This window comes from Gemella sp. GL1 (genome assembly GCF_013415365.1).
Taxonomy (GTDB): domain Bacteria; phylum Bacillota; class Bacilli; order Staphylococcales; family Gemellaceae; genus Gemelliphila.
The window spans coordinates 20,853-36,112 of sequence record NZ_JACBYB010000016.1 but is presented as its reverse complement, the minus strand read 5'-3'; the positions used below and the strand labels follow the sequence as shown (position 1 = coordinate 36,112).

Below are 15,260 nucleotides of genomic sequence, written 5' to 3'. Positions count from 1 at the left end.
TCAAGTCTTTTTTTAGTTAAATAAAAATACCTAGGACTATAGTGCTAGGTATTTAAAGTTTTATTTTTTACTTTTTATTTCTTCAATTTTACTTTTTACTTCATTTAATTTATCTTTAGTAGTTGTAGAAAAACTAGAAATTTTTTCAGCAACATTAGATTCTGCTAAATCAGATTGTATTTTAGATGTTTTATCTTTGATTTTAGTAAGAGAATCTTGTAAATTCACTTTATAGTTATCTACCAATGGAGTAACTTCTTCTTTAATTACTTTAGAGGCATCACTAACTTTACTTCCTAATTCAGCCCCTTTTTCTTTTAATTGGTCAAAGTTTTCTCTTACCTTATCTCTATCACTTAATAATTGCTTACCGTAGTGTAGGGGGCCTTCAGAATCTGAAGTAACCTTATCAAGTCCTTTTTGAACTAATTTATTTACGTCATTTTTTACATATTCAAATGAAGAGGTTAGTCCATTTTTTTGACTATAATTCATAATAAATTGTGAATATTGAAGAGATTGATTTAATTTTTCTTTAGCCAATTTTTTATGTTCGTTAAATTTCTCTGGTTTATCCATGTAATACTTAGCTACTAAGACTCCTAATCCAGCTAATACTATATTTTTTAATTTCATAATAAGACCTCACTTAATATTATTTAAATATAATTATAACACACTAATATGAAATAGACTTTTCTAAAGTGTTACTGAAGTATTAAAATAAAGTGAATATAAGGAGAATGAATTATTTAATAAATCTTTATATACCGGGAAAAATTATAAATGTTTGAGTAATTTATAGAGGTATGTCCAATTTTTATTTTGAATAAAATTAAAAATTAAATAGTAAAGGGTTTTTCTATTTTTAGAAAAAGTAGCTATTAATTTTTATGAATGCTACTACACTATAATATTTTTGTAGTTTGCCTTTTTATTTTATATAATAGATTTAAATTATAGTAGGTATAAGGAGTATTAATTATGTTAAAAGCAGTATTATTTGATATGGATGGACTAATGTTTGATACTGAGTCCCTTGCAACAAGAGCACTTATAGAGATGGCAAAAAAGCAAGATTATCAAATGTCTGTTGAGGAAACCCATCTTGTTTTAGGATATAAACCAGAGGCTATCTATAGTTTTTATGAAGAATATTTTAAAGATAGGGGAGTAGACGGTCGAAAATTGGTAGATGATCACTATGAATTCTTAGAGGATATATTATTCACTAGTGGTCCAGATAAGATGCCCTATTTAGAAGATTTACTAATCTATCTGAAAAATAATAATTATAAGATTGCAGTGGCTTCTTCATCAGATTTACACCATATAAATAATAATCTAGAGAAAACAGGTGTAAAAAAATATATTGATATAGTAGCATCAGGAGAGGAAGTTGAAAATGGAAAGCCTGCACCAGATGTTTTCTTACTAGCAGCCAAAAGATTAGGTATGGATCCAAAGGATTGCCTAGTATTGGAAGATTCCTTATTTGGAATGGAGGCAGCTTATAAGGCGGGAGCTAAAGCAATTATGATACCTGATTCGGTAGGTCCAGATGAATATACTAAGACAATAGCTTATAGAATACTAGATAATTTAGGACAAGTTATAGACTTATTAGAAGAGAATGACGAAAAGACAGAGCTTAGATAGATCTTATAAATTATAATTTATAGATTTTTATACAAAAATAAGACTAAGAAACACAGATTTTTAAAATCTGTGTTTCTTTAATAAAATTTAATATATTTAGAAAAATTATGAGTACTGGCGTAGTCAATGAAATCACTTATAAGTGGAGGTTGCAGTTTATTTTTTAAGTGAGCAATATAGTAAAGTCTATTTTGTTTCATATCGTTAATTTTTATTTTAACAATATCTAAACTATCAAGGATAGGAGTATCTGGAACAATAGCTATTCCGAAGTTTTGAGCTACAAGTCCAGCGATAATTGGTTCTTCTTCAGCTACAAATTTTATAAAAGGAAACTTATTTATTCTCTCAAAATTTGGGGTAATTACTCTGTGTAGTTCAGTATTATTTTTGTAAGCAATAAAATCAAAGTTTACAATTTCTTCTATGGAAACAGATTTATACTTGGCTAATTCATGATTTTTTGAAACAATGAGTAATAGCTCATGCTCACCAAAAGGAATAAATTCTATATTATGATTATATTCAAGTTCAGAAGTAATAATAAGATCATATTGCCCAGTTTTTAATCCACTAATCAATTCATAAGAGTTACCGGCATCTAGATTATAATCTATAGACCTCTTAGGATTTTCTTCTAAAAATTGTCTGCATAAAGTAGGTACGGTAACAGCACCTAAAGTTCGTAAAAAACCAATATTAATTATTCCATGTCCATCGTGTATTTTTTTACATATTCTGCAGCTTCATCGATATTATTTATAGAAACACTAACCATAGAATAGAAAAGTTTTCCAGCTTTTGTCAAAGTAATATTTCTACCTTTTTTTTCAAAAAGTTTAACTTGCATAGTTTCTTCTAGAGTAGATATAGCATGGCTTAGACTAGGTTGAGTTATGTTGAGTTCCTTAGCTGCTAAAGTATAATGTTCAAGTTCTGCTAATTTTAAAAAATATTTTAAATGAAATAAATTCATAATTAGTAAGCCCTTTCTGTGAGTTAGGTAAATTATAACCTAAACTTGTAAAAAAATCTATAGTCCTAAAGTAAAATAAAAATTTTAGTAATATTTTTTATGAAAAGCTTGTAAAATTGGGAGTTTAGACTTATAATATATAGTGATTGTAGTGTCAATCAAGTCTATTGCAAAGATAAGGAGAAGACGGACATGTCAGATAAAATAAGAGTATTATTATACTACAAGTATGTTCCTATTGAAAATGCAGAAGAATATGCAAAGGAACACTTAGATTTCTGTAAGTCAATTGGTCTTAAAGGTCGTATTTTGATTGCTGATGAAGGAATCAACGGTACGGTTTCTGGAGATTATGAGACTACACAAAAATACATGGATTGGGTACATTCAGATGAGCGTTTTGCAGACCTTTGGTTCAAGATTGATGAAGAAAATCAAAATGCTTTCCGTAAAATGTTTGTACGTTATAAAAAAGAGATTGTTCATTTAGGTTTAGAGAATAATAACTTTGATAGTGATATTAATCCACTTGAAATTACAGGAGAATACTTAAATCCAAAACAATTCAAAGAAGCATTGTTAGATGAAAACACAGTTGTTCTAGATACTCGTAATGATTATGAGTATGACCTAGGACACTTCCGCGGAGCAATTCGTCCGGACATTCGTAACTTCCGTGAACTACCACAATGGGTTCGTGATAACAAAGAAAAATTCATGGACAAACGTGTAGTCGTTTATTGCACAGGAGGTGTTCGTTGTGAAAAATTCTCTGGATGGATGGTTCGTGAAGGTTTTAAAGATGTTGGACAACTACATGGTGGGATCGTAAATTATGGTAAAGATCCTGAAGTAAGGGGAGAATTATGGGACGGTGCTATGTATGTGTTCGACGACCGTATCTCAGTACCGGTAAACCGTGTTAATCCAACAGTAGTAGGACGTGACCATTTTGATGGAAGTCCATGTGAACGCTATGTTAATTGTGCTAATCCATTCTGTAATGAACAAATATTATGTTCTGAAGAGAACGAAGCAAAATATGTAAGAGGATGTTCAGCAGAATGCCGTGCTCATGCGAGAAACCGCTATGTCTCAGAGCATGGATTGACCCATGAGGAGTGGGAAGCACGTTTAGCGGCTATAGGTGAAAGCCTAGCAAAAGAAAATGCATAATTTTTTAAAAAGCAGCCTTATGGCCTGCTTTTTTTTCTTTTCAAAAATTAAAAAATATAGAAATATAATATATAGATTTTACCTATAAATAATACGCTAATCATAGAAAACTTCAATCGCAGAAAAGGTTTACAAAAGCTTGGTGTGGTGTTACAATATGAGTATAAAAAATTAAAGGAGGAACCCCTTATGATTATAGGAGTACCAAAAGAAGTTAAAAATAATGAAAATAGAGTATCAGCTGTACCTGGAATTGTACAAGAGCTTGTTGCAGATGGGCACACTGTATATGTTGAGAAAGGTGCTGGACTTGGATCAGGAATCAATGATTCAGAATATGCGGAAGCAGGAGCAATCATATTAGATACAGCAGCAGAGGTTTGGGAAAAGGCAGAATTAATTTATAAAGTAAAAGAGCCGTTAGAATCTGAATATAAATACTTTAAAGAAGGGCAATTAATCTACACTTATTTACATCTAGCCGCCGAGCCACACTTAACTAAAGCATTAGTTGATAAAAAAGTTACAGGTATTGCTTTTGAAACTGTAAGAGTTGGAAGAGGATTACCACTTCTTAGACCAATGAGTGAAGTTGCTGGAAGAATGGCTGTTCAAGAGGGAGTTAGATTCCTAACTAAACCGCATGGAGGAAAAGGTCTACTAATCCAAGGAGTACCTGGTGTTAAAGTAGGAAAAGTAGTTATTGTAGGAGCAGGTATTGCAGGTACTGCTGCAGCAAGTGCAGCAGTAGGATTAGGAGCAAATGTAACTTTACTAGATGTAAATATTGATAGATTAACAGAATTATCAAATCAATTTGGTCGTGATATAGAAACACTATACTCTACTAAATTAAATATTGCTAACAGTGTAAAAGATGCTGATTTAGTAATAAGTACAGTTTTAATTCCAGGAGCTAAAGCACCTAAGTTAATCACAAAAGAAATGGTTGCTTCAATGGAAGATGGAAGTGTAATAGTTGACGTAGCTATCGATCAAGGAGGATCTACAGAGCACACAGAAGGACGTCCTACGACTCATGATGAACCAATCTTCGTGGAAGATGGAGTATTACACTACTCAGTAGCTAACATACCAGGAGCAGTTCCAATCACATCATCTTATGCTTTATGTAATGCAACATCTAGATACATTAAAATAATCGCAAATCTTGGTTTAGAAAAAGCAATAGAAAGATTCCCAGAATTGGAAGGTGGAGTAAACACGCATGCAGGTGCAGTTACATATAAAGCAGTAGCTGAAGATTTAGGATTTGATTATGTAGCATTAAAAGATATATTATAATCTGAAATGTTAGTTGAAATAAATTAATAGTTTAAATACCTATATTTCAGAAAATTTTTTCTAGAATATAGGTATTTATTTGTAAATAAGGAGTAGAATTATGAGTATTTTTAGGAAAAAATCACTTGTAAGAATATTAGAAGAAAATAAGAATAAAGTTTTTAAGCCTACTATGAAAACTCTGGACTTAGTACTCTTTGGGATAGCAGCTATAGTAGGGTCGGGAGTAATGGTTTTAACTGGAGTTGCATCAGCAAGTGCAGGACCAGCAGTAATATTTTCATTCTTATTAGCAGGATTAGCTTGTACAATCGTAGCCCTGTGTTATGCAGAAATGGCATCAGCAGTACCATCTAGTGGATCAACATACACTTATATGTACGTTGCCTTGGGTGAGATTATAGCCTATGTAGTAGCTTGGGTATTATTGGGTGGATATATTTTAACTGCAGCAGCAGTATCTAATGGATGGTCGAATTACTTTAATTCATTCCTATCTAGTATTGGAATTAGTTTACCTGAAAAATTTACTAGTATACCTAATGAGGGAGGAATAGGTAATATTCCGGCAGTAATAGTTATATTATTACTAACAATAATTTTAACTAGAGGAACTAGTGAAAGTAAGGCACTGAATAATATTTTAGCAGTAATTAAAATAGGAATAGTTTTATTATTTATATCTGTAGGATCTTACTATATTAATATAGAGAATTGGACAAATAACTTTGCCCCAACTGGAGTTGGAGGAGTAATGTTAGGAGCAACAACAGTATTTTTTGCTTATTTAGGATTAGACGCAATTTCTACAGCAGCAGAAGAAGTTATTAATCCACAAAAAACTTTACCTAAAGCCATTCTTATAACAATGTTGGTATGTACAATAATGTATATTTTAGTATGTTTGGTATTAACGGGAGTAGTTCCTTATGATACATTAGGAAAAGGTAATGCTTTGGTATATGTACTAAATCAAGTAGGTCAGACTAAAGTAGCCAGTCTTATATCTTTAGGAGCAACCTTGGGTCTAACTGCGGGGGTACTGTCATTTATCTATGCAGCTGTAAGGATCGCTTTTACTATGGCTAGAGATGGCTTATTACCTAAAACTTTAGCTAAGGTTAATAAAAATCAAGTTCCCAATTTATTGACTTGGTTAGTAGGATTATTAACAGCGGTATTTGCAGGTTTCCTACCATTAGGTCAATTATCAGAAATAGCAAACGTAGCATCTATGATCGCTTTTATGTTAGTAGCCTATGCAACACTTAAATTTAGAAAAACTCATCCTGAGGTTAATAGAGGCTTCAAAGTCCCAGCTATGCCATTAATTCCTATATTAGCAATAATTATATTTGGAATTTTATTGACTACTAGTGTTACAGCTACAACTTGGATGATAACTCTAGTATGGCTATTAATAGGATTAAGTATATACTTTACCTATTCTATAAAAAATAGTAAAGAGAAATAAAGTAGTGGTTTCCCACTACTTTTTTTAGGTCAAATTTCTTGCTAAAGTGGATGAAAGTATATAAACTATTACTAATTAGTAATTAAATTTAAGGAGATTATATTATGGGATTATTAGTAGATGGAAAATGGCTAGATAAGTGGTACGATACAAAGTCTAGTGGTGGACGTTTTATTAGAACTGTTGCTCAGTTTAGAAACACGATAGAAGAAGGTGGAAAATATGAGCCAGAAAAGGGAAGATATCATCTTTATGTTTCACTAGCTTGTCCTTGGGCTCATAGAACTTTAATTGTTAGAAAACTAAAAGGATTAGAAAATTATATTAGTCTATCTATAGTGAACCCTTATATGTTAGAGAATGGTTGGACTTTTGAAGATCATGAAGGGGTAGTAAAAGATCCAATTTTTAATGCTTCTTATTTACATCAGGTTTATACAAATGTAGAGGAAACTTATTCAGGAAGAGTTACAGTACCAATTCTTTTCGACAAAAAAACTAATACTATTGTAAACAATGAATCAGCAGAAATTATTAGAATTATGAATACAGCATTTAATCACTTAACAGGAAATACAGAAGATTATTATCCAGAAAGTTTACGTGCTGAAATTGATGAAGTTAATAGATTTGTTTATAACAATATTAACAATGGAGTATACAAAGTAGGATTCTCAACAGCTCAAGATGTATATGAAGAAGAAGTTGATAAATTATTCTCTGCTTTAGACAAATTAGAAGAAAGATTAGAAGGAAAAGAATATCTAGTAGGAAATACATTTACAGAAGCGGATATTAGATTGTTCACAACCTTGGTAAGATTCGATCCAGTTTACTTTGGACACTTCAAGTGCAACATTAGACAACTGAAAGATTATAAAAATTTATGGGCATACACTAGAAGAATTTACAACAAGGAAGCTATTAAGGATACAGTAAACTTTAACCATATTAAAGCACATTATTATGGTAGTCATAAAACTATAAACCCAACAGGAATTGTTCCAAAAGGTCCAGAACTAGATTGGAAAATATAAAAGTCAGCTTAGGAATTAAATAAAAAATGCTTCATTTTCATAAGTGGAAATGAAGTGTTTTTTTATGATTATAAATAATAAAAGAAAGTGATTGCATTTTTAAGATTCTTGTTTTATAATTATAAGTAACTAAGGGTTGTTACTGGTCAAGCAGGCAAAACCTAGATAAATGCGAAAACAAAATTTTTCTTACTAAGAGTATGTTATTTTGTTGTATTTGTCTAGGTTTTTTCTAATTACTTTCAGTATGAAACCCAACTCAGTAGAAGTAATAAATCTAACTTAGAAATAAAGAAAAAATATAAAAGGAGATCTTAAAATGACTACTAAACAATTTCCAAAAAATTTTTTATGGGGAGGAGCTACGGCTGCTAATCAGCTAGAAGGAGCATATAATGTAGATGGTAAAGGATTGAGTGTACAAGATGTTACACCTAAAGGTGGTTTCGGTCCTATTGCAGAAGTTCCAACAGAAGATAATTTAAAACTAGTAGGAATCGATTTCTATAATCGATACAAAGAAGATATTAAATTGTTGGCAGAGATGGGTTATAAGGTCTTTCGTCTATCTATTGCTTGGTCTCGTATTTTTCCAAAGGGTGATGAAGAAGAGCCAAATGAAGCAGGTCTTCAATTTTACGATGATGTATTTGATGAATTGGCTAAGTACAATATTGAGCCATTAGTAACTCTATCTCACTATGAAACTCCTCTGCATCTAGCTAGGGAATATAATGGATGGGCCAATAGAAAACTTATTGAATTTTATGAAAGATATACTCGAACAGTATTTGAACGTTATAAAAATAAGGTAAAATACTGGCTAACATTTAATGAAGTAAATTCTGTATTACACCTACCTTTTATGAGTGGTGGAATCAAGACAGATCCAAAAGAATTATCTAAGCAAGATCTCTACCAAGCAGTACATCACGAATTAGTAGCTTCTGCCTTAGCTACAAAAGTAGGTCATGAAATTAATCCAGACTTTAAGATAGGTTGTATGGTATTAGCTATGCCGGCCTATGCTATGACATCTAATCCATTAGATGTTCTAGCTGCTCGACAATTTGAAAATCAAAACTACTTATTCTCTGATATTCATGTTCGTGGAAAATATCCAAACTACATCAAACGTTTCTTCAAGGAAAACAATATAGAGATTCAATTCGCACCAGGAGATAAAGAATTATTGGCAGAGCACACAGTTGACTTTGTATCATTTTCTTACTATATGAGTGTAGCACAAGCCCATAATCCAGAAGAATATTTATCGGGAAAAGGTAATATATTAGGAGGTATTACTAATCCTTATCTAGAAGCATCTGAGTGGGGATGGCAAATTGACCCAGTAGGATTACGTCTAGTATTAAATGATTTCTATGACCGTTACCAAATCCCGCTATTTATTGTTGAAAATGGCTTAGGTGCTAAAGATGTATTAGTCGATGGTCCTGATGGACCGACAGTAGAAGATGACTACCGTATTGATTACTTACAAAAACATCTAGAACAAGTGTATGAAGCTATTGAAGATGGGGTTGAAGTAATGGGATACACATCTTGGGGGTGTATAGATCTAGTATCGGCATCAACAGCAGAATTAAGTAAGCGTTATGGATATATATATGTTGATAGAAATGATGATGGAAGAGGAACTTTAAATAGATACAGGAAAAAATCATTCTACTGGTATAAAGAAGTTATTGAATCAAACGGAGCATCATTGTTAAAAAAATAACTATCAATATATTATCTTAAAATAGTAAATAAAATAGGACTAATGAAAAGAGGAGAAGAATATGGTGAAAAAAGAATTTCCAAAGAATTTTTTATGGGGAGGAGCAACAGCTGCAAATCAGTGTGAAGGAGCATATAATATAGGAGGTAGAGGTTTAGCTAATGTTGACCTTGTACCAATTGGAAAAGACAGATTTCCAATAATAACTGGTAAAAAGAAAATGTTTGACTTTGAAGAGGGTTACTTTTATCCGGCTAAGGAAGCAATAGATTTTTACCATAATTATAAAGAAGATATAGCCTTATTTGCAGAGATGGGATTTAAAACTTATCGTATGTCTATTGCTTGGACACGTATATTCCCTAAAGGAGATGAGCTAGAAGCAAATGAAGCAGGTCTAGAATTTTATGAAAATGTATTTAAAGAATGCCATAAATATGGCATTGAACCTCTAGTAACAATCACTCATTTTGACTGTCCAATGCATTTGATTAAAAACTATGGAGGTTGGCGTAATCGCAAGTTAATTGAATTTTATGAAAGATTAGTTACAACTTTATTTACTCGTTACAAAGGATTGGTAAAATACTGGTTAACATTTAATGAAATTAATATGATTTTGCATGCACCATTCTTAGGAGCTGGTCTATACTTTGAAGAAGGAGAAAATCCAGAACAAGTTAAATATCAGGCAGCTCATCATGAATTGGTAGCCTCAGCTTTAGCTACTAAAATTGCCCATGAAATTGACCCAGAAAACAAGGTAGGATGTATGTTAGCTGCTGGCCAATACTATGCTCACACAGCCCATCCACGAGATAACTGGGAAGCACTTAAAATGAATAGAGAAAACTATTTCTTTATTGATGTTCAATCAAGAGGAAAGTATCCAAACTACGCCATAAAAGAATTTGAAAAATTGGGTCTAAACATTATTATGACCGAAGAAGATCTAAAGCTTTTGAAAGAACATACGGTAGACTTTATTTCATTTTCTTACTATTCAAGCCGTGTAGCATCAGGAGATCCAAAGGAAAAAGAAAAAACAGCTGGAAATATCTTTGCTTCTGTAAAAAATCCATATTTAGAAGAATCAGAGTGGGGATGGCAAATTGATCCATTAGGTTTAAGAATTACTCTTAATACAATTTGGGATAGGTATCAAAAACCCATGTTTATAGTAGAAAATGGTCTAGGAGCAGTTGACAGGCCAGATGAAAATGGACATGTAGAAGATGATTACCGTATATCCTATTTAAAAGAACATATTAAAGCCATGAATGAAGCTATTCATGAAGATGGTGTTGAATTAATGGGTTATACAATGTGGGGATGTATAGATTTAGTGTCAGCAGGAACTGGAGAAATGAAAAAACGCTATGGATTTATCTATGTAGATCGTGATAATAATGGAAAAGGAAGTTTAAAACGTTCTAAGAAGAAATCATTTTATTGGTATAAGAAAGTTATTGCTAGTCGTGGAAGAGATTTGGACTAGATATCTCAAGTCCTTTCTCTTTATAAAAATTCAATGAATAAAAAAGGGTTCTTAATTTGGGGAACTCTTTTATTTTAATTTAGAAAAAAGTTCTGTTTATTTTGTTTCCTACATAGTTAAAGCTGTTTTTTGTAGGAATTTAGGAGAGAGCACATTTGTTAAAAATAATTTTAGCTGTGATAGTCTGATGGATTGCTTCAAGGTTATAAATACCCTTATCCTCTTAAATATGTTATTATTGATAGTAGAAAATTTTTGGAGAAAAGAATGAAAATTAAAGAAATAATTGTAGTAGAAGGTCGAGATGACACTAATAGGGTAAAAGAAGTCTTAGACTGTGATACATTTGAAACGCAAGGTTCAGCCATTAATAAGGAAAAATTAGAGAGATTAAAAAAACTTAATGAGAGCCGTGGAATAATAGTTTTTACTGACCCTGATTTTGCAGGTAAGAGAATTAGGTCCATAATTGAAAAAGCAATTCCTGAGGCTAAGCATGCCTATATTTCTAGCAAAAAAGCTGTTGATTCCAAAGGAAAGATAGGTATTGAAGCTGCCAGTAAAGAAGATATTATCTTGGCTTTAAAAAAGCATTATACACCAATGAAGAGAGAAGTCTATGATATTAATAATGAATTATTAATAGAACTAGAACTTATCGCAGGAGGTCAGGCAAGACTACTTAGGGAAAAACTCTGTGAAGAGCTTAATATAGAATATTCGAATGCTAAGCAACTGCTTAATAAGCTAAATATGTACGGAATTTCCAAAGAAAGATTAATTGAAACAATGGATAAGATAAGAGGAGAAAATAATGATAGGGAGTCCTAAAAAAACATTTCAAATTTTAAAAAAATACGGTTTTCACTTTAAAAAATCACTAGGTCAAAATTTTTTAATTGATGGAAATATTCTAAACAGAATAGTTACTGGTGCAGATGTTGCTGGAAATACGGGAGTAATTGAGATTGGTCCAGGTATAGGTTCCTTAACAGAGGCATTGGCAAAATCTGCTAAAAAAGTAGTGGCTTTTGAAATTGATGATAGGTTATTACCAATTCTTGCTGATACCTTATCTGCCTATAAGAATGTAGAAGTAATAAATCAAGATATTTTAAAGGCTGATGTTGATAAGGTAATTGAAGAGAAATTTGCTGATTGTGAAAAAGTTATGGTGGTAGCTAATTTACCTTACTATATTACAACACCAATCCTAACCCATCTTTTAGAAAATACTAGTAAAATTGATGGATATGTAGTAATGATGCAAAAAGAAGTGGCCAATAGATTGAGTGCTAAGGTCGGGACTAAGGATTATAACTCATTAACAATATTACTTTCTTATTATACAGATGTAGAATATCTATTTACCGTACCTAAAAAAGTATTTGTACCAACCCCTAATGTAGAATCAGCGGTTGTTAAAATTATGACTAAAAATGAACATGAAGTGGATATAGATGCAGAAAATTTCTTTACATTTGTAAGGCAATGTTTTGCTCAAAGAAGAAAAACTTTATTAAATAATCTTGTAGCTACATGTGGTAAGGATAAGAAAGAAGAAATTATAGTGGCTTGTGAAAAGGCAGGTATAGACAGCGCTAGGCGTAGTGAAACCTTAACTATTGTGGAATTTAATAGACTGCACAAGTCTATGCAAGAAGGAAATTTAGTTAAATAACTGAAGAATTAAAAATTTATCTAGAAAAATAATAAAAATAGAAATTGATTTAAATTTTTTAAGTTAATTTCTATTTTTTTATTTATTTTAAGAAAGCGTTGTTATAATTGTATTAAGAAGGATGTGAAGACTATGGAAATCTATTTTTTGGCTGTATTATTCTTACTGGCAGCATCATTTATAAAATGTTTAGTGGATTCTCAAATAAATATAGAATTTTTCACAAGGAGATCTAGATGTGATTCTTGCCAAAAGGAATTAGGATTTTTTGAACTGATACCCATTTATTCATATATAAAACAAAAAGCAAGATGTAAATTTTGTAAAAAGAAAATCCATATATCAGTGTTTTTATATGAAGCGGTAGGATTATTTGTAGCTATAGCTTACTTATTATTACACAATAGCTTTGAGTTTATAAACTATTTAGATTATTGGATTATTTTACTGCTCTTATTTATATCTATAGAAGATCATTATACTTATGAAATTAACCCTAGACTACAGCTAATTTTGCTGGCTCTAGTTTTGATTAATTTAATACTAGAATGGGAGTTTATTTCACTTATTTCAAGTTTTTCTATGATACTTATATTTAATTTGATTTATTACCTGAGTAGAGAAGCCATAGGTTATGGAGATATAAAGCTATTTTCTATTTTGTCCTTTAGTCTAAGTTTTATAGATTCAATTTATTTATTTCTATACACATTTATTCTGGCAGGATTTTATGCCATTTACTTATTAATTAAAGGTTATAAGAAAAATACAAAGATTGCCTTAGCTTTATATATTACATTAGCATATATTTTTATCTTATTAAGAGGAGAATTTTTATGGTAGGGAATATAAAAATTAAAGATTTAGATTTGGAGGATAGACCTAGAGAAAAACTATTGAAGTATGGTCCCAATGTGTTATCAGATAAGGAATTATTAGCTATTTTACTCAGAACAGGAAGTAAATCTCTAAATGTTTTAGAACTAGCTAGCTCTATTTTGAAAGAGCTAGGGGGAGTAAAAAATCTTCGCTATGCCACCTATAATGAATTGAAAAAATTCAAAGGGGTAGGGCAAGTTAAGGCTTTAGATATTATAGCAGCTATTGAATTTTCGGCAAGAATATATAGTGATGAAATAACAGAAGTTATTAAATGTGATAATCCAAAGACTATAGCCCAATACTATAGGTATAAATTAGAAAATTTAAAACAGGAAATTCTAATGGTAATAGATTTGGATACCAAGGGGAAAATAGTTGCTGAAAGAGAAGTTTTTAAAGGTGGTTTATCATCATCATTAATACATCCTAGAGAAATCTTTAAAGATTCTCTTAGAAATTCAGCAGCTACTATAGTATGTTTACATAATCATCCATCTGGTGATCCTAGTCCATCATTAGAAGATATATTTACAACTAAGAAACTTCAGGAAGTGGGAGATTTGCTAGGGATTCCATTATTAGATCATATAATAATAGCTAAAGAAGGTTATGTTAGTATAGGTAAACTAATTAGGATTCTAGAAAAAGCAGATATAGAAATAGCTAGTTTAAAAAAGAGAGAGTTAGACTATATAATTAAAGATAAAGATATAGTTTCTAGATATTAATAATTTTTCTATAAAAAATTACTCTGAACCCAAAAGTAAGTCATGATAGACTCTAATCGTAAAAAATAGAAAATATATAAAAAGAATATCTATAGCCTAGTCAGCTTAAATAAATTATAGAAAAATAAGCCTGTTTAATCAAATAACTACTTATTAGCATATAAAAACATTAACTGTTTACAAATTTCAAAAAAAGTATATAATTAAAGTATGAATATTATTTGGAGGAACAACAATGTCTTGGAAAATTATTGTAGATTCTAGTTCGAATCTTATGGACATATCTAATTTGGCAGAAAACACTAACTTTGAAAGGATACCTCTAAGTCTTCAAGTAGGGGATGAAGTCTTTGTTGATAATGCAAATTTAGATATTAACGGCATGATGAAAAAAATGTATGAATACTCGGGAACTTCTAGATCTGCATGTCCAAGTCCAGATGCTTATGCTAAAGCATATGCAGGATCAGAAAATATATTTGTTATCACAATATCAGCTGCCTTATCTGGTTCACACAATGCTGCTAAAGTAGCCAAAGAAATGTATCTTGAAGAAAACCCTACTGCTAAGGTATATGTGATTGATTCATTATTAGCCGGTGGAGGATTAGATGTAATAGCCCTTAAATTAAATGAATTAATTAAGCAAGGCTTAGAATTTGAAGAAATAGTTAAAGAAATTACAGAATATCAAAAGAACGCAAAACTTACATTTATCTTATCTAAAGTAGATAATTTAATAAAAAATGGACGTGTAAGTAAAGTTATGGGAACAATTGTAGGTTTATTAAATATTCGCTTAGTTGGTGCTGCTAGTCCAGAAGGAGAATTTAAATTACTACAAAAATCTCGTGGGGATAAAAAAGCAGTCACTTCTTGTATCGATGAAATAATTAAAGCTGGATATAAAGGGGGGATTATGAGAATTGCCCACAGAAATAACTTAGAACTTGCTCACAAAATTAAAGAAGGTATTCAAGAAAAATTTACAGATGCCCAAATTTATGTAGGAGCCTTATCAGGACTATGTAGTTTCTATGCCGAAGATAAGGGAATAATGGTAGGTTACGATAACATGTAAAAGAAATGTCTCATTGTAAGAT

15 protein-coding genes are annotated in these 15,260 nt (G+C 31.0%); 12 read left to right on the top strand and 3 right to left on the bottom strand.

The window, feature by feature from the left end:
* Positions 1-60 precede the first annotated feature (60 nt).
* The gene (locus HZY82_RS04630; protein ID WP_135156217.1) at positions 61-636 is read right to left on the bottom strand and encodes a hypothetical protein; all 576 of its coding nucleotides are present in this window, start codon (positions 634-636) and stop codon (positions 61-63) included.
* A gap of 348 nt (positions 637-984) precedes the next feature.
* Between HZY82_RS04630 and HZY82_RS04625 the strand changes: the two genes are divergently transcribed.
* A complete protein-coding gene (locus HZY82_RS04625) occupies positions 985-1,659 on the top strand; it encodes an HAD family hydrolase (RefSeq protein WP_218925247.1) in 675 nt (224 codons plus the stop codon).
* A 77-nt stretch (positions 1,660-1,736) separates the two neighbouring features.
* Here HZY82_RS04625 and HZY82_RS04620 read toward each other — a convergent pair whose 3' ends face one another.
* Complete coding sequence (locus tag HZY82_RS04620; RefSeq protein ID WP_368667362.1) at positions 1,737-2,357, bottom strand: LysR substrate-binding domain-containing protein; 621 nt, start codon at positions 2,355-2,357, stop codon at positions 1,737-1,739.
* Positions 2,358-2,362: 5 nt separating this feature from the next.
* On the bottom strand, positions 2,363-2,635 hold the full coding sequence (locus tag HZY82_RS04615) for a LysR family transcriptional regulator (RefSeq protein WP_179938843.1): 273 nt from the start codon (positions 2,633-2,635) through the stop codon (positions 2,363-2,365).
* Positions 2,636-2,827: 192 nt separating this feature from the next.
* On the opposite strand from HZY82_RS04615, the gene trhO reads away from it, so the two are divergent.
* The 11 genes from trhO (at position 2,828) to HZY82_RS04560 (ending at position 15,238) form a co-directional block, all read left to right on the top strand.
* Positions 2,828-3,811 carry an oxygen-dependent tRNA uridine(34) hydroxylase TrhO gene (gene trhO, locus HZY82_RS04610; protein ID WP_135156220.1) on the top strand — a complete coding sequence of 328 codons (984 nt, stop codon included), beginning with the start codon at positions 2,828-2,830 and terminating at the stop codon, positions 3,809-3,811.
* 189 nt (positions 3,812-4,000) lie between these two features.
* Entirely contained in the window at positions 4,001-5,116 is a 1,116-nt protein-coding gene (gene ald / locus HZY82_RS04605; protein ID WP_135156221.1) for an alanine dehydrogenase, read from the top strand.
* Positions 5,117-5,216: 100 nt separating this feature from the next.
* Entirely contained in the window at positions 5,217-6,590 is a 1,374-nt protein-coding gene (locus HZY82_RS04600; RefSeq protein ID WP_179938841.1) for an amino acid permease, read from the top strand.
* Positions 6,591-6,694: 104 nt separating this feature from the next.
* Positions 6,695-7,627 carry a glutathione S-transferase family protein gene (locus HZY82_RS04595; RefSeq protein WP_179938839.1) on the top strand — a complete coding sequence of 311 codons (933 nt, stop codon included), beginning with the start codon at positions 6,695-6,697 and terminating at the stop codon, positions 7,625-7,627.
* Positions 7,628-7,946: 319 nt separating this feature from the next.
* A complete protein-coding gene (locus tag HZY82_RS04590; RefSeq protein ID WP_135156224.1) occupies positions 7,947-9,368 on the top strand; it encodes a glycoside hydrolase family 1 protein in 1,422 nt (473 codons plus the stop codon).
* Positions 9,369-9,429: 61 nt separating this feature from the next.
* The gene (locus HZY82_RS04585) at positions 9,430-10,866 is read left to right on the top strand and encodes a 6-phospho-beta-glucosidase (RefSeq protein WP_135156225.1); all 1,437 of its coding nucleotides are present in this window, start codon (positions 9,430-9,432) and stop codon (positions 10,864-10,866) included.
* Positions 10,867-11,133: 267 nt separating this feature from the next.
* Positions 11,134-11,697 (top strand): ribonuclease M5, encoded by a 564-nt coding sequence (rnmV, locus tag HZY82_RS04580; RefSeq protein WP_135156226.1) that lies wholly within the window; start codon positions 11,134-11,136, stop codon positions 11,695-11,697.
* On the top strand, positions 11,681-12,547 hold the full coding sequence (gene rsmA, locus HZY82_RS04575; RefSeq protein ID WP_135156227.1) for a 16S rRNA (adenine(1518)-N(6)/adenine(1519)-N(6))-dimethyltransferase RsmA: 867 nt from the start codon (positions 11,681-11,683) through the stop codon (positions 12,545-12,547). The genes rnmV and rsmA overlap by 17 nt, the downstream gene beginning before the upstream one ends.
* A 132-nt stretch (positions 12,548-12,679) precedes the next feature.
* Entirely contained in the window at positions 12,680-13,390 is a 711-nt protein-coding gene (locus HZY82_RS04570; RefSeq protein WP_135156228.1) for a prepilin peptidase, read from the top strand.
* The gene (gene radC, locus HZY82_RS04565; RefSeq protein WP_179938837.1) at positions 13,384-14,157 is read left to right on the top strand and encodes a RadC family protein; all 774 of its coding nucleotides are present in this window, start codon (positions 13,384-13,386) and stop codon (positions 14,155-14,157) included. Before HZY82_RS04570 ends, radC begins: the two co-directional genes overlap by 7 nt.
* Before the next feature lie 235 nt (positions 14,158-14,392).
* A complete protein-coding gene (locus HZY82_RS04560; protein WP_135156230.1) occupies positions 14,393-15,238 on the top strand; it encodes a DegV family protein in 846 nt (281 codons plus the stop codon).
* Positions 15,239-15,260: the final 22 nt, after the last annotated feature.

Bases quoted from the DNA above. Each gene is read 5' to 3' on its own strand.
- trhO (WP_135156220.1), top strand. From the start codon at position 2,828: ATGTCAGATAAAATAAGAGTATTATTATACTACAAGTATGTTCCTATT.
- rnmV (WP_135156226.1), top strand. From the start codon at position 11,134: ATGAAAATTAAAGAAATAATTGTAGTAGAAGGTCGAGATGACACTAAT.
- HZY82_RS04625 (WP_218925247.1), top strand. From the start codon at position 985: ATGTTAAAAGCAGTATTATTTGATATGGATGGACTAATGTTTGATACT.
- radC (WP_179938837.1), top strand. From the start codon at position 13,384: ATGGTAGGGAATATAAAAATTAAAGATTTAGATTTGGAGGATAGACCT.
- HZY82_RS04615 (WP_179938843.1), bottom strand. From the start codon at position 2,635: ATGAATTTATTTCATTTAAAATATTTTTTAAAATTAGCAGAACTTGAA.
- rsmA (WP_135156227.1), top strand. From the start codon at position 11,681: ATGATAGGGAGTCCTAAAAAAACATTTCAAATTTTAAAAAAATACGGT.
- HZY82_RS04595 (WP_179938839.1), top strand. From the start codon at position 6,695: ATGGGATTATTAGTAGATGGAAAATGGCTAGATAAGTGGTACGATACA.
- HZY82_RS04560 (WP_135156230.1), top strand. From the start codon at position 14,393: ATGTCTTGGAAAATTATTGTAGATTCTAGTTCGAATCTTATGGACATA.
- HZY82_RS04570 (WP_135156228.1), top strand. From the start codon at position 12,680: ATGGAAATCTATTTTTTGGCTGTATTATTCTTACTGGCAGCATCATTT.
- HZY82_RS04600 (WP_179938841.1), top strand. From the start codon at position 5,217: ATGAGTATTTTTAGGAAAAAATCACTTGTAAGAATATTAGAAGAAAAT.
- ald (WP_135156221.1), top strand. From the start codon at position 4,001: ATGATTATAGGAGTACCAAAAGAAGTTAAAAATAATGAAAATAGAGTA.
- HZY82_RS04585 (WP_135156225.1), top strand. From the start codon at position 9,430: ATGGTGAAAAAAGAATTTCCAAAGAATTTTTTATGGGGAGGAGCAACA.
- HZY82_RS04590 (WP_135156224.1), top strand. From the start codon at position 7,947: ATGACTACTAAACAATTTCCAAAAAATTTTTTATGGGGAGGAGCTACG.
- HZY82_RS04630 (WP_135156217.1), bottom strand. From the start codon at position 636: ATGAAATTAAAAAATATAGTATTAGCTGGATTAGGAGTCTTAGTAGCT.